Origin of the sequence: Hippea sp. KM1 (assembly GCF_000526195.1) — a bacterium.
GTDB lineage: Bacteria > Campylobacterota_A > Desulfurellia > Desulfurellales > Hippeaceae > Hippea.
Genome location: NZ_JAFP01000001.1, coordinates 443,660 through 465,000 on the forward strand (window position 1 = coordinate 443,660; position 21,341 = coordinate 465,000).

Annotated in this window: 19 protein-coding genes and 1 rRNA gene (1 of these 20 cut by a window edge); 13 read left to right on the forward strand and 7 right to left on the reverse strand. The window is 43.9% G+C overall.

Translation table 11 applies throughout. The features are described from left to right. Positions 1-66 precede the first annotated feature (66 nt). Positions 67-558: a hypothetical protein gene (locus D891_RS0102295; RefSeq protein ID WP_025209430.1), complete on the reverse strand. Its 492-nt coding sequence runs from the start codon at positions 556-558 to the stop codon at positions 67-69. 131 nt (positions 559-689) lie between these two features. On the opposite strand from D891_RS0102295, the gene folE2 reads away from it, so the two are divergent. Beyond that, the gene (gene folE2, locus D891_RS0102300; protein WP_025209431.1) at positions 690-1,460 is read left to right on the forward strand and encodes a GTP cyclohydrolase FolE2; all 771 of its coding nucleotides are present in this window, start codon (positions 690-692) and stop codon (positions 1,458-1,460) included. Here folE2 and D891_RS0102305 read toward each other — a convergent pair. Then, the gene (locus D891_RS0102305; RefSeq protein ID WP_025209432.1) at positions 1,457-2,629 is read right to left on the reverse strand and encodes a thiolase family protein; all 1,173 of its coding nucleotides are present in this window, start codon (positions 2,627-2,629) and stop codon (positions 1,457-1,459) included. The genes folE2 and D891_RS0102305 overlap by 4 nt on opposite strands. 165 nt (positions 2,630-2,794) lie before the next feature. On the opposite strand from D891_RS0102305, the gene sucC reads away from it, so the two are divergent. Together sucC and sucD are read left to right on the forward strand one after the other, a co-directional pair. Continuing rightward, positions 2,795-4,000: an ADP-forming succinate--CoA ligase subunit beta gene (gene sucC / locus D891_RS0102310; protein WP_025209433.1), complete on the forward strand. Its 1,206-nt coding sequence runs from the start codon at positions 2,795-2,797 to the stop codon at positions 3,998-4,000. A 3-nt stretch (positions 4,001-4,003) separates the two neighbouring features. Continuing rightward, positions 4,004-4,891, forward strand: a complete 888-nt coding sequence (gene sucD / locus D891_RS0102315) for a succinate--CoA ligase subunit alpha (protein WP_025209434.1) — start codon at positions 4,004-4,006, stop codon at positions 4,889-4,891. Between the two features lie 12 nt (positions 4,892-4,903). On the opposite strand, the gene D891_RS0102320 is transcribed toward sucD, so the two are convergent. The 5 genes from D891_RS0102320 to D891_RS0102340 are packed head-to-tail and all read right to left on the reverse strand — an operon-like array spanning position 4,904 to position 8,633. Further along, positions 4,904-5,356, reverse strand: coding sequence for an RNase H family protein (locus D891_RS0102320; RefSeq protein WP_084042290.1), 453 nt, complete (start codon positions 5,354-5,356; stop codon positions 4,904-4,906). Next, positions 5,353-7,242, reverse strand: a complete 1,890-nt coding sequence (feoB, locus tag D891_RS0102325) for a ferrous iron transport protein B (RefSeq protein ID WP_025209436.1) — start codon at positions 7,240-7,242, stop codon at positions 5,353-5,355. Before feoB ends, D891_RS0102320 begins: the two co-directional genes overlap by 4 nt. Beyond that, a complete protein-coding gene (locus D891_RS0102330) occupies positions 7,239-7,466 on the reverse strand; it encodes a FeoA family protein (protein ID WP_025209437.1) in 228 nt (75 codons plus the stop codon). Before D891_RS0102330 ends, feoB begins: the two co-directional genes overlap by 4 nt. A 27-nt stretch (positions 7,467-7,493) precedes the next feature. Further along, complete coding sequence (locus D891_RS0102335; RefSeq protein WP_025209438.1) at positions 7,494-7,682, reverse strand: hypothetical protein; 189 nt, start codon at positions 7,680-7,682, stop codon at positions 7,494-7,496. Next, the gene (locus D891_RS0102340) at positions 7,683-8,633 is read right to left on the reverse strand and encodes a methyltransferase domain-containing protein (RefSeq protein WP_198014770.1); all 951 of its coding nucleotides are present in this window, start codon (positions 8,631-8,633) and stop codon (positions 7,683-7,685) included. It abuts the gene before it with no gap. Between the two features lie 118 nt (positions 8,634-8,751). On the opposite strand from D891_RS0102340, the gene D891_RS0102345 reads away from it, so the two are divergent. From D891_RS0102345 to D891_RS0102395, 10 genes are all read left to right on the forward strand, one after another. Continuing rightward, the gene (locus D891_RS0102345; protein WP_025209440.1) at positions 8,752-9,492 is read left to right on the forward strand and encodes a DUF3108 domain-containing protein; all 741 of its coding nucleotides are present in this window, start codon (positions 8,752-8,754) and stop codon (positions 9,490-9,492) included. A 50-nt stretch (positions 9,493-9,542) separates the two neighbouring features. Next, positions 9,543-12,944 (forward strand): DNA polymerase III subunit alpha, encoded by a 3,402-nt coding sequence (dnaE, locus tag D891_RS0102350; protein ID WP_025209441.1) that lies wholly within the window; start codon positions 9,543-9,545, stop codon positions 12,942-12,944. Further along, entirely contained in the window at positions 12,944-13,996 is a 1,053-nt protein-coding gene (locus D891_RS0102355; protein WP_025209442.1) for an NAD-dependent epimerase, read from the forward strand. Before dnaE ends, D891_RS0102355 begins: the two co-directional genes overlap by 1 nt. A 3-nt stretch (positions 13,997-13,999) precedes the next feature. After that, entirely contained in the window at positions 14,000-14,491 is a 492-nt protein-coding gene (locus D891_RS0102360) for a YbaK/EbsC family protein (protein ID WP_025209443.1), read from the forward strand. Positions 14,492-14,650: 159 nt separating this feature from the next. Further along, complete coding sequence (locus D891_RS0102365; RefSeq protein ID WP_025209444.1) at positions 14,651-15,652, forward strand: TAXI family TRAP transporter solute-binding subunit; 1,002 nt, start codon at positions 14,651-14,653, stop codon at positions 15,650-15,652. Between the two features lie 85 nt (positions 15,653-15,737). After that, the gene (locus D891_RS0102370; RefSeq protein ID WP_025209445.1) at positions 15,738-17,789 is read left to right on the forward strand and encodes a TRAP transporter permease; all 2,052 of its coding nucleotides are present in this window, start codon (positions 15,738-15,740) and stop codon (positions 17,787-17,789) included. Positions 17,790-17,803: 14 nt separating this feature from the next. Continuing rightward, positions 17,804-19,066 carry a pyridoxal phosphate-dependent aminotransferase gene (locus D891_RS0102375; RefSeq protein WP_025209446.1) on the forward strand — a complete coding sequence of 421 codons (1,263 nt, stop codon included), beginning with the start codon at positions 17,804-17,806 and terminating at the stop codon, positions 19,064-19,066. Positions 19,067-19,075: 9 nt separating this feature from the next. Then, on the forward strand, positions 19,076-20,059 hold the full coding sequence (locus D891_RS0102380; protein WP_025209447.1) for a CoA transferase subunit A: 984 nt from the start codon (positions 19,076-19,078) through the stop codon (positions 20,057-20,059). Beyond that, complete coding sequence (locus D891_RS0102385; protein WP_025209448.1) at positions 20,052-20,834, forward strand: CoA-transferase subunit beta; 783 nt, start codon at positions 20,052-20,054, stop codon at positions 20,832-20,834. The genes D891_RS0102380 and D891_RS0102385 overlap by 8 nt, the downstream gene beginning before the upstream one ends. A 232-nt stretch (positions 20,835-21,066) precedes the next feature. After that, a 16S ribosomal RNA gene (locus D891_RS0102395) occupies positions 21,067-21,341 on the forward strand (it continues 1,384 nt past the right edge of the window).

Genomic DNA, 21,341 nt, shown 5'->3' on the forward strand with positions numbered 1-21,341 from the left:
TCAATATCTGTTGGATTATTTTGAGTAAGAAGGTTAAAAGCGGATGGAATACATCCGCTTAGAGTGTTAGTTGTAAAATGTATAGGTCATGCACGGGATATGACCTGAGACTGCCCTAAAATTGCCCTTGTTATATGTGAACCTTAAAGAATAACCGGAGTATTCTATAGCTCTAAGTCTTCCGCTTGTGTGATAATGGAATATTATATTTCTGCCCCTGTAGAATATAGATCTTAATTTGCCTGAGGTTGAATAGCTAAAGGTTAAATTTCTTCCTTTGTTGTAAATACCTCTAACCCTTCCGTCTGATTGGTAAAACACCCTTACAGTAGGTGGTCCAGAAACGGATAAACCATAACCATTGCCATTGACAGATGCTGTTATGCCGTTGAATTTCAGCACCACCCGTTTTATAGGTCCTATGTTTCCTTGCGGTTGACCTACATCAACATGAATGGAAAATTGAGAACAACTCAAAGGGGCAGAAAAAACCGTCGAAACAGGGATAAGAATCAAGAAAAACAATGCTGTTAGAAGAGAAAACATACTTTTTCTCATGCTTAAGTGCCTCCTTTAACACAAATTTCTAAATTATATAATATTAAATTGCAAGGGTCAAGGGCTTTGTTCTGCTGAGAAACTATTACGGAGTTTGCTAAAACCAATAATTTTGATAAAATGCCCCTGTTATGGAGCTTGCCGATGTTCAGTCTTTGAAGGACAACAGGAATATACCCATAGATAAGGTGGGTGTTAAAAACCTGCGCTATCCGATAACCCTGCTGGATAGAACCAAGAAGAGACAACATACCATAGCCACGGTTAATATGTATGTGCTTCTGCCGAGTGATTTTAAAGGCACGCACATGAGCCGATTTATAGAGGTTTTGAATGAGAATAGGGAGTGTATCGATATAAGGAGAATCGGCAAGATCCTGAAACAGATGAGGGAGAGATTGAATGCGAAAAAATCCTATTTGGAGTTGAGTTTTCCTTATTTTATAGAGAAAGAGGCGCCTGTTAGCAGGATTAAGTCTCTGATGAGCTATGATTGTAAGGTTGAAGCCTTTGGTGATTCTGAGTCTGAGGAGTTGTTTTTAACCGTTGAGGTGCCCATAACGAGTTTATGCCCCTGTTCCAAAGAGATAAGCGATTATGGGGCTCACAATCAAAGGGGTATGGCAAGAATCAGGGCACAACTTGCCGAGTTTGTTTGGATAGAGGAGCTTGTGGAGGTGGCTGAGTCCTCAGCAAGTTGCGATATCTATTCCCTGCTTAAGAGGCCCGATGAGAAGTTCGTAACGGAGAAGGCCTATGACAACCCCATGTTTGTTGAGGATATAGCAAGAAACATAACCTTAAAACTCTCAAGCGATGAGCGCATACCTCACTTTAGTGTTGAGGTTGAGAATTTCGAAAGCATCCACAACCACAACGCCTATGCCTTTATCAACCGCTAAATTCTCTCTATAACCATAGCCACAGCCTCACCGCCACCAATACACAGAGAGGCAAGGCCGTATTTGGCCCTTCTCCTTGCAAGTTCCTTTGTTAGTGTGGCAAGAAGACGAGCACCGCTTGCACCTATAGGATGGCCTATAGCTATGGCTCCGCCGTTTACATTGACCTTTTCTATATCTATGGAGAGTCTCTTTATTGCGACCAAAACCACGACGGCGAAGGCTTCGTTTATCTCAAACAGGTCTATGTCTTCTATGTTGAGATTGGCCTTCTTTAAGACCCTTTCAATTGCACCAACAGGCGCTTCTCCAAACAGGAGCGGATCGGTGCTGAACGATGCGTAAGCCACGACCCTTGCCAGTGGTTTTAGGTCGTATCTTTTTATGCCCTCCTTGTTTGCTATTAAAACCGCACCGGCTCCATCCGATAGGGTTGAGGCATTTGCAGCGGTTATTGCCCCGTCTTTTTTAAAGGCCCCTTTTAGCGTGGGAATCCTGTCGAAGTTTACCTTGTATGGATCCTCATCCTTATCTATGACTATCTCGCCCTTTTTGGATGCTATCCTTATCGGCACTATCTCTTCCTTAAAAACCGTATCTTCCGCTTTTAGTGCAAGCCTGTATGACCTTTCTGCGTATGCATCTTGCTCCTCTCTTGTTATGTTGTTCCTTTCTGCTATCTTTTCCGTTATAAGCCCCATGTGTATATCGTTGTATTTGTCCCATAGGCCGTCAAACACCATTCCGTCTATGATTTTGCCATCGCCCATCCTGTAGCCGAATCGGGCTTTTTTTAGGTAATACGGAGCCAATGACATATTTTCCATGCCGCCTGCTATGATTATGTTGGCGTCGTTGAGCCTTAAGCTGTCGCATCCTATCATAATGGATTTTAGACCCGAACCGCATACCTTGTTTATGCCAAAGGCATCCACGCTAAATGGAAGTTCGGCAAAGATGGCCGCCTGTCTTGCAGGCGCCTGTCCTATACCGGCGCTGAGCACATTGCCCATTATGAGGCTGTCTATAGCCTCTTTTGGTATGCCTGTTCTGTTTATGAGTTGTTTTATAACCTCAGCTGCCAGAAGCGGCGCCTCTATGTCCTTTAGGTTTCCTCCATAGCTCCCAAATGGGCTCCTTAGGGCCTCGACTATAAATACATCACCCATCATGCACCTCCCTGTATGGTTCTTTACAGCTTTATTCCGTATTTTTCAAGTTTTTTTACCGTTTTGCTTCGGATAAAAGGTTTTTGTTGACTTTAAGTTGTTTAGGTGTTATTTTTAGAAATGGTTATAAATTAACTTGTAGTTTATTTTTACTGGAGGTTGTTGATGAAACTTCATGAATATCAAGCCAAAGAGGTTTTGGCAGGATACGGCATACCGGTGCCTGAGGGTAGGGTAACCTATTTCCCTGATGATGCATGGATGGTCTCAATGGAGCTGGGTCTCCCTGTTGTTCTTAAGGCTCAGGTGCTCACAGGAGGCAGGGGTAAAGCAGGTGGAGTTAAGATAGCCAGAACATCGGACGAGGTTAGGCAGATCGCTCAGGAGCTGTTTGGCAAAAAGCTTGTAACCAAACAGACAGGGCCTGAGGGTGTGAAGATAAGGAAGTTGCTGGTGGAGAAGGCTGCAGACATAGAAAGGGAGCTTTACTTCTCCATCGTTATAGACAGAACCACATCCAGGCCAACCGTTATTGCATCCAAAAGAGGCGGTATGAGTATTGAGGAGGTGGCCGAGAAGTACCCCGAAGATATTATCAAGATCCCCATTGATCCGGCTGTTGGATTTTTGCCCTATCAGATAAGGAGGCTTAAATACGATCTGGATCTGATGGCTCAGGAGAAGGAGGCTGCCAAGATATTCAGCGCACTTTATAAGGTTTTTGTCGAGAAGGATTGCTCTTTGCTTGAGCTTAACCCGCTTGTTGTGCTTAAGTCGGGACATCTATTGGCCGTTGATGCCAAGATGGACATTGACGATAACGCCCTTTACAGAAGAAAAGAGATCTCGAAGATGAGGGATTTAACAGAGATCGACCCGGATGAGCTTGAGGCAAGGTTCTCTGGCCTGAACTTCATAAAACTAACGGGTAATATAGGTTGTATGGTCAACGGTGCTGGTCTTGCCATGACGACGATGGATGTTATTAAGCTGGCTGGCGGTGAGCCTGCAAACTTTTTGGATGTCGGCGGTGAGGCAACCCCAGAGACCATAGCCAAGGGTTTTGAGATAATCACCAGGGATCCAAAGGTTAAGGCCATATTCATCAACATCTTTGGCGGTATCGTAAGGTGTGATAAGGTTGCAAACGGAATACTGCAGGCCCTGAAGAAAGTTGAGGTGAAGATACCTGTTGTTATTAGGCTTACAGGCATGAACAGGGAAGAGGGTATGGAGATTCTCAAAAAGAGCGGTCTTAAGTTTTATGTGGCCAACGATTTGAAAGAGGCGGCCAAGATGGTTTCAGAGCTTGCCAATAGCAGTGCGGTTGAGGAAAAGAAAAACACAAAAGAAGAAAAGAAGGAGAAGTAATAAATGGCTGTATGTGTATATAGGACAAGTAGGGTTTTAGTGCAGGGTATAACGGGAAAAGAGGGTAGTTATCATGCACTTGCCTGCAAGGATTACGGCACCAAGGTCGTTGCCGGTGTGACGCCTGGTAAGGGTGGCCAGAAGGTGGGCGATATACCGGTTTTTAATACGGTGGAGGAAGCCGTTAAAGAGACCCACCCCAATGTCAGCTTGATATTTGTTCCGCCGCCTTTTGCAGCCGATGCTATATTGGAGGCTGTGGGAAGCGGCATCAAGACGGTTGTGTGTATAACAGAGGGAATCCCCGTTCTGGATATGGTTAAGGTCAAAAGGGTCATAGAAAAGGAAGGTGTTACACTCATAGGTCCAAACTGCCCGGGTATTATAACACCCGGTGCAACAAAGATAGGTATAATGCCAGGGCATATCTTTACGAGGGGAAGCGTGGGTATCATCTCAAGGAGTGGAACGCTGCTTTATGAGACAGCTGATCAGATAACAAGGGCTGGATTGGGTCAGTCCACCTGTGTTGGAATCGGAGGAGACCCGATAGTTGGAACGGATTACATATTCTGGTTGAAGAAGTTTGAGGAAGACCCAGAGACAGAAGCCGTTATGATGGTGGGTGAGATCGGTGGTAATGCAGAGGAGAAGGCAGCCGAGTTTATAGCCCAGGGAGGCATCAAGAAACCGGTCTTTGCCTTCATTGCAGGAAGGACTGCACCTCCAGGAAGAAGGATGGGCCATGCCGGTGCTATTATTATGGGCAAGAGCGGAACGGCAGAGTCCAAGTATGAGGCCTTAAGGAAGGCCGGTGTTTATACCATAGAAAATCCTGGCTATATAGGCGAAACAATCGCAAAGGTTCTTAGGGAGAAGGCAATCATTTAATTAGGGAGGGGTCTATCCCCTCTCTAACTCTTTTATCCTCAGTTTTGCCGCTTTTTTGGCTAACTGGTCTGCTATCTCGTTGCCCTTTATGCCCCTATGTGATTTTACTATGTGCCAGTTGATATTGAGTTGTGAGGCATAGTGTGTAAGCATAAGGAGTGTTTTTCTGTTTTTGAACGATGTTTTTGTTCGAAATGAGATCTTCTCCTTGGCCTTAAACTCCTTCATTAGCTTTACCGTATAGTCGCAGTCGACAAAAAACTCCACCGATTCTATCTCTTCTTTATGATAGCTTAAATACTCCAGTGCCTTCAATACGGCGATAAGCTCCATTGATGTGGAGTTTTGGCATTCGTTGTATCCCGAGAATCGCACCTCCCTATCCTCAAAAACGATATACACGCCCCATCCACCTATGGAATAGCTATCGAAACAGCTTCCGTCTGTGTATACCTTGACTATCATATCAGGATTTTTGTAAGGAAGGCCAAGACAGAGGCAACAACGAAGCTTAAAACGGTGATGGTTATGGATTGTTTGATTCCTACCTCTTTTTTAATGGCGGCTATCGTTGCAAGGCATGGTATATAGAAGATGACAAAAACGGTAAAGATGAGCATCTGTTTCTGTGTCATAACCTGGGGCAGCTGCGATATGCTTGCAAGGCCTAATGCCTGATAGAGCATAAGGAGGGTTAGCTCTTTTTTTAGGATACCAAATATCAAAACCACACCGACTGCTGCAGGAAGCCCCAAGAAACCCTCAAGGAACGGGGCGAATATGTCGTTTATGTAATGACTGAGCTTGTAATAGTCGATTAAGGTTAAAACCACGCTTCCGCCTATAAGCATAGGAACGGCTAAGTATATGAAATCCTTGACCTTATACCATGTCTTTAGAAGCAGTGTCTTGGCTGTTGGGAGCCTGTATGGTGGTATGTCTATTATCATCTCCGGGCTTATGCCTGGCAGGAGCCTCTTTAATATCATGCCGCTTATGAATATTACAACGATATTTAAACCATACAGAAGGATGGCGTATTTGTATCCCATAAAATAGCCTACAAGCCCCATTATAACGGTGGTTCTTGCAGAACAGGGCACCATAGAGGCTAAAAATGCCGAGATAAACTTCTCCTTTTTGCTTTTTAGTATCCTTGTTGCCATAATGGCAGGGACACTGCATCCGTATCCAGATACAAACGGTATGACGCTTGTTCCGTGAACCCCCATTTTGTGCATTGCAGAATCCATCAAGAAGCCTATGCGTGGCAGGTATCCGACATCCTCAAGGAGCGAGATCAAAAACAGAAACGGCAATAGATAGGGAAATGCTATACCGAATGCTGCCCCGACACCGTCGACTATGCCTTTGGTTATAGACATAATCAGTTGATTGGATGATAGGGAGCTTTCTATGTATGCGTCTATCTTCTCGAAAATGCCTATTATGAAGTTTTCTATGGGCACCCCGCCGTTGAATACGATGTGGAATATCAGATAGAATATGGCGATCATGGATATATAGCCCAATATGGGGTGCAGTAGTATGCTATCCAGGATGGCTTCTAAGTTCTTCTTAGGCGGTTTTTTCACCCTTGCGCTCTTTTCGAATATGTCCATACAAAGGGCGTGTCTCTCCTGTATGATTACAAGCCCATCCTGAAGGGCAACCCTTGCAATTTCAAGTTCCTTTGAGCAGCTGGTTGTCTGGTTTATGAGCTTCTGACACGGTTCAAACCCCTCAATGGCCTTTATGGCCAGCATTTTTGTTGGCCAATTGCTCTGGATCTCTTCCTTGCTCAGGCATTCTGCCAATAGGTTTATGTATTTTTCCACATTCTTTGAATATACGCACCGCTTTGTGGGTTTCTTTGCTTCCTTTATGGCCTTGAGCAGTTTGTTTATGCCTTTGCCTTTCTTGGCTATGATCGGCACAACCTCGATGCCCAGGATGTTTTTTAACTTCTTTACATCGATGTATATGCCCTTTCGCAGCGCCTCATCCATCATGTTTAAGGCGACCACCATCGGTTTTTCTAACGACATGAGCTCTATGGTTAGCTCTATGCTCCTTATTAGTGTCGATGCGTCGATTATGTTTACTATTACATCTATGTCTTGTGAAAATAGCGCCTTGACCGTCTCCTTTTCTGCGTCATCATACCAGCTTAGGGAGTATGTGCCGGGCAGATCGAGTATATCTATCAGCTCGTTATCTATATAGGTTTTGCCCTGGGTGTATTCAACGGTTGCCCCGGGAAAGTTGGCAGAGAGGCTTTTGTATCCTGCCAGTTGATTAAACAGCGTGCTTTTTCCGCAGTTGGGCTGGCCAACGAGCGCTACCTTCATTTAGTCTCCACAATGGATATTTTTGATGCAATGCCCCTGCCCAGGACCACATCGCTGCCGTTTACCTCAACCATAAAAGGCCCCCTTAAAGGAGCCTTTCTCTTGATGGTTATAGTGCTACCGGGGATTATACCCAACTTGAGGATTCTGTCCTTTGCCATGCAACCCCCGTCTATGGAGGCCACTATATAGCTTCTGCCTACCTCACCGTCCGTCAGTTTCATGCTAAGGATTATATGCAACTTTTTTTGTTAGTCAAGCCTAATTTTTTTAAATTCATCTAAAACCTGTCGTATTCTTTTAATCTCCTTCTTTATAGACAGGACGGTAAAAGGCAGATAGAACCACACAGCCATCCCCACGATTATAACCGATATTGCTATGAGGCTTAGCAGTGTGGTTATGGTATTATCAAAAGCCTTTTTTATAATCCAATCCATCTATTTTGTTGCCAATACGGCGACGAATCCCCCCTCACCGTATCCTTCTTTAAAATCTTGGGGTTTGTCTATCTCCTTTATGCTTCTGCCGAACAGTGTCTGATAGGTGTTTTCTATCTCAAAGCCGGTTTCTTTGAGTATATTCTGCAACTCCTCAGCAGAGAAAAATGTTACATATCTGTAAAATCTCCCCTTTTCCTTCTTGTTGAGATACTCCTTACCTATTGCGCTTGCCTTATCCACTATAGCCACGATTATCTTACCGCCCTTCTTTAGAACCCTATAGGCCTCCTTGAGCGTTTTCTTTGGATCCTTCACAAAACATATCGTCACAGCTATGAGTATGAAATCGTACTCCTCATCCATGAATGGGAGGTTTTCTGCAAACCCTGGATATACCTTTATGCCCCTTTGTTTTGCTATCTGCGCCATCTTCTCAGACGGCTCGATACCCTCTTTGATGCCCAGCGGCGCTGCAAACCTTCCGCTGCCAACACCTATCTCCAAAGCCCTTTCGAATTTAGGCGTTATGGATTTTAGCATGTTTAGCTCGCTTTCGTATATGGCGGAGTATTTATCGAACCACTCCTCATACTTTTGGGTGCACTCTTCAAATACATCTATGTTTTTCCTTGCCTGAAGGAAGTAATCTATCGCGCTGTATATATCCTCTGTATCCACCAAAAGAGACTTTATGCCCAACTCCTTTGTCAGCTTTTCCCTTGATTTTTTCCCCATGTTGTGGGCTATAAATAGATATACATTATCTAAGAGATTTACTATAAGATTTGGATCGTCGTGGTGTTTATCCCCTTTTGCATAGGGGTTTTCCTTCTGCTCTATGAGATTGCCGTCGTTATCAAAAATACTGTAAAACGGCGACATGCCAAAGTGCCCCTTCCATATAGACCTTTTGTCCTTGCCTGTGGCTACTGCTATCAGGTTTCTCATGGTATACCCCCCTTTTTGAAGTGTTATTCTAATAAAATGTTCTTCTAAAGGCAAGAGCGATAAGAGTTTGAGTTATTCTTGAAAATTGTGTAAAACTCAACTGCAAAGGAGGTTTAGTATGTATAGATTATTTGTTGTTATATTTTTGTTTTTTGCTGTTAACGCCTTTGGCTTTAACTCTTTTGATGCTAAATATAAGTTTGATTTTAGCGGTCTTACGGCAGGATATGGGACTCTTGATGTAAGAAAGGACAACTCCACATATAGGTTGGATTTTGAAGGCAGTACGGTTTCTATAGTAAGGCTCTTTTATAGGTTCGATATAAGGATAGAGGATGTGTTCGACTACAGACGCAAAACGAGCGTGTTTTACAAAAGCTATCAGGAGGCGCCTAAATCGACAAAGAGGGTTGATGTGCGATTTGATAATACCACTTTGGCTCATGTTGTATATGAGAAGAACAAGGAGCAGAAAACATACACCATAACATCTAAAAATGGCGTCTATTCCCCTTTAAGCGTGTATCTATTCTTTTTAGGCGATAAATTCAAATTCAAAAAAACCTATTTTAGGGATGTTGTGGTTTCAAAGCATTTGTATAGGATAGCCATTGTGCCTTTGGGGATTGAGACCATAAACATGGATCCGCTGGGCAGGAAAAAGGGGCAGATGAGGGCGTTGAAGGTTTCCTTGACATTTTACAAATTGACCAGGGATGGTAAACTGAAAAGGAAAAAGCAGGTCAAGAGGCTTGTTGCATGGATTTCTTTAAAAGACCCAAAAATACCGTTGATTATTGAGATGTGGCATATAATCGGCAAATTCAGGGCCCGTCTGATCCATATAGATGTCAGGTGATTTGTATGCTCATTTGTGGTATCATGTTGTGATCTTGTTGGAGGTGTAAGATGGCTTTTGTTCATTTGCATAACCATTCAGAATACAGCCTGCTTGATGGTGCAAGCAGGATAAAGTATATGGTCGAAAAGGCAAAAAACAGCGGCATGGAGGCGGTTGCCCTCACAGACCACGGCAACATGTTCGGGGCATTGGAGTTTTACAAAACGGCAAAATCAAATGGCATTAAACCCATCCTTGGCTTTGAGGGCTACATATCACCCACAACTTTGGATGATAGAGATGTAAAAGGCAACTATCACATAACACTCCTTGCCAAGAACAAGAAGGGCTATGAAAACCTCATGTATCTTTGCAGCATGGGTTTCTTAAAAGGCTTCTATTACAAGCCAAGAATAGACAAAAACCTACTGAGGGAGCACTCAGAGGGCATTATAGCTGGCAGTGCCTGCCTGCATGGAGAGGTGCAGCTTAGGCTATTGGATAACGACTTTGAAGGTGCAAAAAAGGTTGTTCAGGAATACAAGGAGATATTCGGCAAAGACAACTTCTTCCTTGAAATCATGAGACACGGCCTTGAAGACCAAGAAAGGATAGACAAAGACATAATAAGGCTGGGTTTGGAAACAGACACACCCATTGTTGCAACAAACGACTGCCACTATCTAAACAAGGAAGACGCTATAGCACAGGATGCGCTCCTGTGTGTTCAGACAAACAAGCACTTAGACGATGAAGACAGGATGAGAATGGGCTCAAATGAGTTCTACTTCAAAACCGAAGAGGAGATGCTTGAGCTTTTCAAAGACAACCCCGAGTTTGTCTATAACTCCAAGACAATAGCTGACATTTGCAATGTTGAATTAGAGCTTGGCAAGCTTGCTCCGCCCCACTATCAGACACCAGACGGCTCAGATGAAAAGGAATTCTTAAGAAGACTTGCCTATGAGGGATTGGAGAAAAGAACACAAGGCTTTGATAAAGACAAAAAAGAGCTTTACAAGAAGAGACTTGAGCATGAGCTTGCCATAATAGAGCAGATGGGCTTCTCAGGCTATTTCCTCATCGTTTGGGACTTTGTCAACTATGCAAAAAGAAACGGAATACCCGTTGGTCCTGGCAGGGGCTCTGCAGCAGGCAGCCTTGTCTCATACTCCATTGGCATAACAGACATAGACCCCATAAAATACAACCTGCTCTTTGAGCGCTTCCTGAACCCAGAAAGGGTAACAATGCCTGATATAGATGTGGACTTTTGTGCAGAAAGGCGTGATGAGGTCATACACTATGTGAGGGAAAAGTATGGGGAGTATAATGTGGCCCAGGTTATAACATTCGGAACGATGGGTGCAAAGGCCGTTGTCAGGGATGTTGCCCGAGTTCTTGGCTTTTCCTATAAAGATGCGGATAAAATTGCGAAGATGATTCCAAATGGAGAGGATTTGGATGGCGCAATAAAATCCAATTCCCAACTGAAGCAGGAGATAGATAAGGATGAGAAGGTAAAAAAGCTTTTTGAAATATCAAAGACACTTGAGGGTGTCAAACGCCATGCATCCATTCATGCGGCTGGTGTTGTCATATCGACAGAGCCGATCTATAAAAGCTGTCCGTTGTATAAAGCACCGGGCGAGGATACAATAGCCGTTCAATTTTCAAAGGATTATCTTGAAGACATAGGCTTAATCAAATTTGACTTCTTGGGTCTAAAAAATCTTACCATCATCGACACAACTGTCAAACTCATAGGCAACGGCTTTGATATATCCAAAATCCCCCTTGATGATGAAAAGACCTATAAACTTCTGCAAAGGGGCGATACATTGGGCGTGTTTCAGCTTGAGTCATCCGGTATGCAGAGGCTTATAATGGATTTAAAGCCCACAGTATTTGAAGACCTAATAGCCCTTGTTGCACTTTATAGACCTGGTCCCTTGGGCAGTGGCATGGTTCAGGACTTCATAGACAGAAAGCACGGCAAAAAGCCCATTGAATACCCGCTGCCAGAGCTTGAGGATATACTCAAAGACACATACGGCATAATCCTATACCAAGAGCAGGTCATGCAGATAGCAAGTAAACTTGCAGGATATTCACTTGGTGAAGCAGACATATTGCGAAGGGCAATGGGTAAAAAGAAGAAAGAGGTCATGGACGAGCAACGGGTTATATTTGTTGAAAGGGCAGTAGAAAGAGGCATACCAAAGGATAAAGCAGAATACATCTTTGACCTTATGGCCAAGTTTGCAGAATACGGTTTTAACAAGTCTCACTCTGCTGCCTATGCCTATATTGCCTATCAGACGGCGTATTTAAAGGCGCATTATCCTGCATACTTTATGAGCGCATTGCTCACAAGCGAAAAGAACAACACAGACAACATTGCAAAATACATTGAAGAGTGCAATCGCATGAAAATAACCGTTTTGCCGCCCGATATTAACGATAGTTTCCATGATTTTGCCGTGGCAGAAAAAGACGGTAAGAAGGTCATCAGGTTTGGGTTTTCGGCCATCAAGAATGTGGGCGATGCAGCGATAGAGAATATCATAGAGGTCAGAAAAGGGGGCAGGTTTGAAAGCATCTTTGATTTCTTAAAGAGGGTTGATACCAGGAAGGTCAATAAAAAGGTGTTAGAGAGCCTCATAAAGAGCGGGTGTTTTGATTCGTTGCACAAGAATAGGGCTGCGCTTCTGGCTTCAATTGATATATTGCTTGATTGGGTATCTTCTTCGGCAAAGAAGGCCAACAAGAAGATGATATCTCTGTTTGGGGCATCAAAGGAAGAAGAGAGTTATCCTGAGCTTGTTGATGCCGAGGAGCTGACGCAGGAGAAGATCTTGGAATACGAAAGGGAGCTTTTGGGTTTCTTTGTAAGTTCCAACCCGTTGAGTAAGTATGAAAATATAGTAAGTGCGGTGATTACGGCTGATAGCGAGTCGGCTTTGAATAGCGTAAACAGGGAAGTTATAATGGCCGGCATACCCGTGGCCGTTAAGAAGATGAAGACAAAGAAGAAAGAGCCGATGGCCATTGTTAAGCTGATGGATTTAAAGGGCACATTCGAGGCGACTGTGTTCCCCAAGTTGTATGAGGCATACGGCGAGTTGTTTGAAAAGAACAAACTCCTTGTGATTGTCGGCAGTTTGGATCCCACAACAGAGAAGGTCAATGTTGTAGTGAGGGATATTGTGGAATACGACAAGCTCCATGACTATATAGAAGGGGTTGAGGTATTTTTAAGCGAGAGGGATTTGGAGTCTATCGAGAGAATAAAGACGATTCTGCAGAGGAATAAAGGCGATAAACCGTTGTTTATAAGATTTAAGGAGAATGATGTGTTGTATACGGTTAAGACATACATGAAGATAGCGATCAGTGCCACGCTTCTGGATGCCTTGAGAAAACACAATGTAAGGGTTAGGTTTGACTTCAGAAAGGGGGATAGCTGATGAGGCTGCTTATAACGGGCACGGCCGGTTTTATAGGGTTTCATTTAGCAAATAGGTTGGCCAAGGAAGGGTTTGAGATTGTTGGTATTGATAACATCAACGACTATTACGATGTGAGGTTGAAATATGCAAGATTGGAAGAGGCCGGCATTGAGGAGTCTAAGATAGAGTATTCAAGGCCCGTTAGGTCTTCAAAATACGACAATTACATATTTGTTAAGCTTGATTTAAAGGATAAGGAGGGTATAGATGCCCTCTTTAGAGATTTTGGGTTTGATGCTGTATGTAATTTGGCAGCCCAGGCAGGGGTTAGGTATTCTTTGAAAAACCCCTATTCCTATATAGATAGCAATATATACGGTTTTTTGAATATACTTGAGGCCTGCAGGCATTTTGGTGTTGAGAATTTGAGCTTTGCCTCATCCTCCAGTGTCTATGGTTTGAACAAACAACAGCCCTTTTCTGAGAAGCACAATGTTGACCATCCCATAAGCCTTTATGCTGCCACAAAGAAGTCCAACGAGTTGATGGCACACACATATAGCTATTTGTATGGCTTGAGGGTAACGGGCTTGCGGTTCTTTACTGTTTACGGCCCCTGGGGTAGGCCGGATATGGCTCTGTTTAAGTTTGTTAGGAATATTTTGGAGGACAAACCGATAGATGTTTACAATTACGGCAAAATGGAGAGGGACTTTACATACATAGACGATATAATTGAGGGTGTGGTTAGGGTTATAAAGAACCCTGCAACGCCCAATAACAATTGGAGTGGTCTAAACCCCGATCCATCAAGCTCAAGGGTTGCCTATAGAATCTATAACATAGGAAATAACTCGCCTGTGAGTCTTGAGAGGTTTATAGATATAATAGAAAAGGAGTTGGGCAGAAAGGCAAAGAAAAACCTCTTGCCCATGCAGCCTGGGGATGTTGAATCGACTTATGCCGATGTATCCGCCTTGATAGACGATTTGGGTTATAAGCCGTACACGCCTCCAGAGATAGGTATAAAGAACTTTATCCAATGGTATAGATCGTTTTACGGGGTTTAGTTTATGGCAAAGAAGGAGAAGCTGCCTTCCACTCAGGCCTTGAGGTTTTTAAAGGCCAATAAGGTTTCCTTTAAGCCGTATTTTTACAAGTATGTTGAACGGGGCGGAACGGAAGAGCCCTCAAAACAATTGGGCATTGATGAACACAGGATAGTAAAAACGCTTATATTTGAGGATGATTCTTCAAAACCCTTTGTGGTTTTAATGAACGGCGATTATGAGGTGTCTTTGAAAAACCTTGCAAGGGTGCTGAATACTAAAAAGGTCAGTATAGCCAAGATAGAAAGAGCAGAGAGGTATTCTGGATACAGGGTTGGCGGCACATCCCCTTTTGGCTTAAGGACAAAGATGAGGATCCTTGCCCAGAGGGATATATTTGAGTTCGATACCGTTTTGATAAACGGCGGGCAGAGGGGTTTCCTTGTTGAGGTATCCACCGAGGATTTAAAAAGGGTGTTGGATTTAGAGATTGTGGATGTGGCTATACCCAAATAAGAATAAATATTAATCAATAATTTCACCTCTCTAAAAATTAAACAAAAATTAATCCATAGATAAATTTTTTAATTGACAGAGTAAGGGTTTTTGTATATTTTAAAGATTAGGGTTGATTTTGTGGATTTTTAATTGAAATTTAATTTTTGGGAGGTGTGTATGAAGAGGTTTGTTTACGGGTTGATGGCGTTGATGTTCATGTTTACTCTTGGTTTTACTGCCAACGCTAAGGTTACCTTCGTTACGATCGGCACAGGCGGTGTCACAGGTGTTTACTATCCTGCTGGCGGTGCTATCTCTAAGATGGTGAACGCCAAGTTTAAGCAGTATCACATCAAAATGACTGTTGAATCCACCGGTGGTTCTGTCTACAACATCAATGCGGTTTTAAGTGGTGATCTGGATTTTGGAATCTGTCAGTCCGATAGGCAGTATGAGGCTTGGCACGGTTTGGCAGAGTGGAAGAACAAGGGTCCTCAAAAGAACTTAAGGAGTGTTTTTGCCCTCCATCCTGAGTCTATAACACTTGTTGCTTCTGTTGATAGCGGTATAAAGAGTGTTTATGACTTGAAGGGCAAGAGGGTTAACCTGGGCAACCCGGGTTCTGGTCAGCTTCAGAACTCAAAAGACATACTAAAGGCTTTCGGTATCTCTCTTAAGGATATTAAGCCTGAGTATGTTAAGGCCGTTGAGGCACCTGGCCTTCTTCAGGATGGCAGGATTGATGCTTTCTTCTATACAGTGGGACACCCCAATGGAAATATCAAAGAAGCAACAAGCGGAAGGATAAAGGTCAGGATTATACCTATTACGGGTAAGCCTGTTGAGAAGCTTCTAAAAGAACATCCATACTATGCAAAGGCCAAAATACTCGTAAAGAAGTTCTATCCAATGGCTGCTAACAAACAGGATGTTGTTTGGACTGTCGGTGTTAAGGCCACTGTTGTGACAAGCAAGAACGAGCCTGAAAATGTTGTTTATGCTATAACAAAAGAGGTATTCGAGAATCTCGATACATTCAAGAAGCTCCATCCGGCATTCTCCGTTCTTACAAAGAAGAATATGCTTGAGGGTCTAACGGCTCCTATACACCCCGGTGCATTGAAGTATTACAAAGAGAGCGGTCTAATAAAATACATACCGAAGAATCTTATCAAGTAATTGAGTCTTAATAGACTTAGCCTTGTGGGTGGCTTTTTGCCACCCATTTTTTTTGCCAAAAACCTTTTGTGGAAGGGGTTTTTCTATGGATGAGAAAAAAAGAAAGCTTGTTGAGGAGCTGATAAAAGAGGATACCGGCGATGTCAGGATACTCAACAAATATGAGCATATGCTCGTTATGTTTGTCGGTGTCAGCTGGGCGATATTCCAGCTTCTGATAGCAAGCGTCTGGACGCTTGATTCCACTTTCGCCCGATCAATACACCTTGCCTTTGCTATGGCAATGATATTCTTGTCTGTTCCGTTTTTTAAGAAGAAGAAAATAAAGGCCTTACCGTTTCTGTCTCAGAGGGAAGGGATTCCAGTAATAGATTATATCTTTGCGGCCGTGGGTGTTGCCACAGCTCTTTATATAACCGTTGCCTGGAACGGCATATCCATGCGCATGGGCTCGCCCAGCTTGACCGATGTTGTTTTCGGTTTGGCTTTGGTTGTGATGGTGTTTGAGGCAACAAGGAGGGCTGTTGGCCCTGCTTTGCCTATCGTGGGAATACTCTTTACGATTTACGGCTTTTTGGGGCCTTATCTGCCGGATTTGCTGGCTTACAAGGGTGTTACGCTGGATAAATATGTTAGCCAGCTCTCTCTATCCACAGAGGGTATCTTCGGCATACCTTTAAGGGTTTCAACCAATATTGTCTATCTGTTTGTTTTGCTTGGTGCTATGCTGGATAAGGCCGGTGCAGGTAAGTTTTTTATCGACTTGGCATTTGCAGGCCTTGGAAGGTATAAAGGGGGGCCGGCAAAGTCGGCTGTTGTGGCAAGCGGTCTGACTGGACTTGTTTCTGGCTCGTCTGTTGCCAATGTTGTCACAACAGGAACATTCACCATCCCTTTGATGAAAAAAACGGGCTATCCTGCCACAAAGGCCGGGGCTACAGAGGTTGCAGCAAGTATAAATGGTCAGCTTATGCCGCCAATTATGGGTGCTGCAGCGTTTATTATAGCCGAGTATGTCAATGTGCCATACATTGCCGTTGTCAAGGCAGCGTTTATCCCCGCTTTAGTGGCATACATAACCCTTTTCTATGTTTCACACCTTGAGGCAAGCAAGCTGGGGCTAAAGGGCCTGCCAAAGGAGGAGTTGCCTAAAGCTAAAGAGGTTCTAAAAAACGGTTTTCACTATTTGATACCCATCACCTGGCTTGTTATTGAGTTGATGGTTTTAAGGCATTCACCGGCAATGTCTGCCTTTAGAACGATCATAATACTGGTTTTTGTCATCCTTTATCAGGAGATTAGAAAGATCAAAAAAGAGGGCATAAGCCTTGTTGATGCTATAAAGAACTCTCTCAAACTTACGGCCGAGGCCTTTGTTTCCGGCTCAAGGAATATGGTTATAGTGGCTTTGGCGTGTGCTTCTGCCGGTGTTGTTGTTGGTCTTGTGGCCACAGGCATAGGCAGTATGATAACAGAGCTTGTCGATGCCATGTCCCATGGGAATATCTATTTACTTCTGATTATAACGGCTATGGCGAGCCTTCTTTTGGGTATGGGTCTTCCCACAACGGCAAACTACATCGTTATGGCCTCTCTGACTGCCCCTGTTATTGTAACAATTGCCCAGAATTACGGGTTCTTTGTTCCATTGATGGCAGCACATCTATTCTGCTTCTATTTTGGAATTATAGCCGATGATACACCGCCTGTGGGGTTGGCTGCTTATGCTGCGGCGGCTTTGGCTGATGCTGACCCCATACCTACGGCAGTTCAAGGGTTCATATACGATATGAGGACAGCAATCTTGCCGTTTATGTTTGTCTTTAATCCAGATCTAATATTGCACAACATAACAAGCTGGCCCAAGATAATCATGATATTTGTGATGGCTATTCTTGGCTCGTTTGCCTTTGCCAGCGCCCTTCAGGGGTGGTTTTTAACAAAGAACAAGTGGTATGAGATTCCGTTCTTCCTGTTTGCATCGTGGGTATTGTTCAATCCTGCAGGCATATTGCACTGGCTTCATCTGCCAAACGATATGAAGTATTATATGTACTTCATCGGCCTTGCCGTTATGGGTCTTTTGTATCTTGAACAGAAGATGAGGATAAAATCTAAGCCAGCAATGGCTGCCTAAAAAAGGGGTGGGGTATGGTTTGTGTTAATATGAATGTTGTGGATTTACCTTTGTCTGCCACGCTTGAGATAAATGAAAAGAGTAATTTGATGATTGCCCAGGGCAAGAAGGTTTACAAGCTTGGCCTTGGGCAGTCGCCTTTTCCCGTTCCGACACCCGTTGTTGAGGCGCTAAAAAAATACGCCCACATCAAGGACTATCTGCCGGTTAAGGGGCTTTATGAGTTGAGGGAGGCAATTAAAAAATACTATCAAAAATCCCAGGGCATCGAATTTGAGGTTGAAAACATTCTCATAGGCCCGGGCTCTAAGGAGCTGATGTTTATAGCGCAGCTTGTTATGTATTCTGAACTGCTCCTGCCGGCCCCGAGTTGGGTTTCCTATGCCCCTCAAGCTAAAATTTTGGGCAGAAGGGTATCGTGGCTTGAGACAAAGAAAGAGGACGATTGGCTCCTTAGAGGTAATGTATTGGAGCATTACTGCAAAAACAACCCCAACACATCGAAGGTTATGATATTGAACTATCCAAACAACCCGACGGGCAAGACATATAGCGAAGAACAACTCAAAGAGATTGCAAGAGTTGCACAAAAGTACGGTGTAATCATCATCTCCGATGAGATTTACGGTGAGCTGCATCATGAAGGCAAGCACATCTCCATAGCTAAGTTTTATCCAGAAGGCACGATAATCAGCAGTGGACTGAGTAAGTGGTGTGGTGCCGGCGGCTGGAGGCTTGGGACATTTGCCATACCAAGAGAGCTTTCATGGCTTGCCGATAAGATGGCCTCCGTTGCCAGCGAAACATTTACATCCGTCAGTGCCCCAATTCAGTATGCATCCATAAGGGCCTTTGAGTTTGACGATGAGATAATGGACTATCTGAACCGCAGCAGGAGGATACTAAAGGCTTTGGCGTCTTACATATATGAGAACTTCAAAAGGGTCGGGATAGAGACACCGCTTGCAGACGGGGCCTTTTACTATCTGCCCGATTTTTCGAATTTGAAGGATAAGCTAAGCAAAAGGGGAATTTATACAAGCAGGCAGCTCTGCAATGCTATTTTGGATGAAAAGTCGGTTGCGTTTTTACCTGGGGATGATTTTGGAAGACCCCCAAATGAGCTGACAGCGAGGATAGCATATGTGGATTTCGATGGTGAGGTTGCACTGGAGGCGGCTAAAAAAGAGGATGTTAATGAGGGGTTCTTGCGCAAATATTGCACAAATACGATCGAGGCCATAGATAGAATATGTGATTGGGTCTCGACTCTATAGGGGTGTTTTATGGAGAGTATTGGAGAATTGTTGGGTTTTAGGCATCCCGATGAGATGAGGGAGTTTTTTAGAAATAAATCGAAGAAGATGGAGTCTAAGTTAACCTCCCTTGAGGATGCCGTCGATAGGTTTGTAAAAGAGGGTGATTATCTTGCTATAGGCGGTTTTGGGTTGGTTAGAATACCTATGGCTTTCCTTCATGAGATGATAAGGCAGAAAAAGAAGGGATTGAAGTGTGCAGCCTTTACATCCAATTTGGACACAGACATGCTTGCTGCGGGTGAGATGTTTGATAAGACCGATGTCTCTTACGCCATCGCCTTTGAGGCTTTGGGCATACCCAAAATGATCAGGAGGTATTTTGAAAGTGGCAAGGTTTATACAACAGAATGGTCAAACGGGGCATTAGGCTGGAGGTATAAGGCTGCAGCTATGGGCTTGTCTTATCTGCCCATACGGTCTATGCTTGGCACAGATACCCAGAACTACAGTGCGGCAAAAGAGATTACATGCCCCTTTACAGGCATGAAATACCTGGCTGTGCCTGCTCTTTATCCTGATGTTGCCGTTATACATGTTCATGCGGCGGATATTTACGGTAATAGCTATATAAAGGGTGTGTTGATTGCAGATGTGGATATAGCCAAGGCGTCAAAGAAGGTCATCATAACAGCAGAGAGGATTGTTCCTGTCGATTTTTTCAGGGATAACCCGGAAAGAACCACCATACCCTTCTATCTTGTTGATGCCGTTGTAAAATCGCCTTATGGCTCGTATCCTGCTAACATGCCCTATGAGTATTTTTTGGATGTTGATCATTTAAGGGAGATGCTTGATGCCTTTTCTACTCAGGAGGGTCTTGAGGATTTCTTGAATAAAAATATATTCCAATGCAAGGATTTCTTTGATTACATAAATCTCCACGGCGGCCTTAAAAGGATTCAACACCTAATCGAATTGGAGAACGAGATCTTGGGAGGCTATAATGGATAGCCTGAATTATAACGAGATGGAGCTGATGATCTGTGTGGCAAGTCGGGTTTTTGAGGATGGCGCCTCTGTTTCTGTTGGAACGGGTGTTCCCTGTGCTGCGGCCATGCTATCGCAGAAGTTGTATGCCCCCAATCTATTGATAACCTTTGAGGCGGGTTCTGTTGCTCCTCTGTTGCCTTCAATGCCGCTGTCTGTGGGTGATTCTACAACCATGAGAAAGGCTATACAGACCACATCCACTGCCGATGCCATGGAGATGTTGCAAAGGGGTTTAATAGACTATTGTTTTTTGGGTGGCGCCCAGATAGATATGTATGGCAACCTAAATTCTACGGTTATAGGGGATTACAGAAAACCGTCCGTTAGATTCCCTGGAAGCGGGGGTGCTAATGATTTTGCTTCTATGTCGTGGAGGACGATAGTTGTTACCCCTCAATCAAAGAGGAGGTTTACCAACAACATCGATTTTATCACAACCCCCGGGTATTTAACTGGGCCTGGCGAAAGGGAAAGGGCCGGTTTACCAAAGGGCACAGGGCCTTATAAGGTTATCACCAACATGGCTGTTTTGGGGTTTGATGATAAGACGAAGAGGATGATGGTTGAGTCTGTCCATCCCGGTTATACGCTTGATGATGTCAGGAATAATACCGATTTTGAGCTTTTGGTTGCAGAAGATATAACACAGACAAAGCCCCCGACAGAAGAGGAGCTTTATATTTTGCGCAACGAGGTCGACCCATTCAGAGCGGTTATAGGTAAAAAAGCCCAATGAGCAATATTTTTGTGTTGAAAGTCGGGGTATTGTTTTTTAAAAATCCTTATACTGATGGGCTTTTTGGAAAAAATGATTTTTTGATAATTTCCCCTTGACTTTTCCCCCAAAGTGTATTATATTCTCATTCCGTCGCTTGGAAGCGACACGGTCTTTTAAAAGCCAAGATGGAAAGATAGCCCTGGTTGATATAGAGTTTTAGCCAGATAAGATAATCTTTCTTTTCATGTTTTAACATGAGAGTTTGATCCTGGCTCAGAACGAACGCTGGCGGCGTGCCTAACACATGCAAGTCGTGGGAGAAAGTCTCCTTCGGGAGACGAGTAAACCGGCGCACGGGTGAGTAACACGTGGGTAACCTGCCCTGAAGTCCGGGATAACCCACCGAAAGGTGGGCTAATACCGGATAGTTCCCTGCCTCACAAGAGGCAGGGGGAAAGGTGGCCTCTGCTTGCAAGCTATCGCTTCAGGATGGGCCCGCGGCCTATCAGGTAGTTGGTGGGGTAA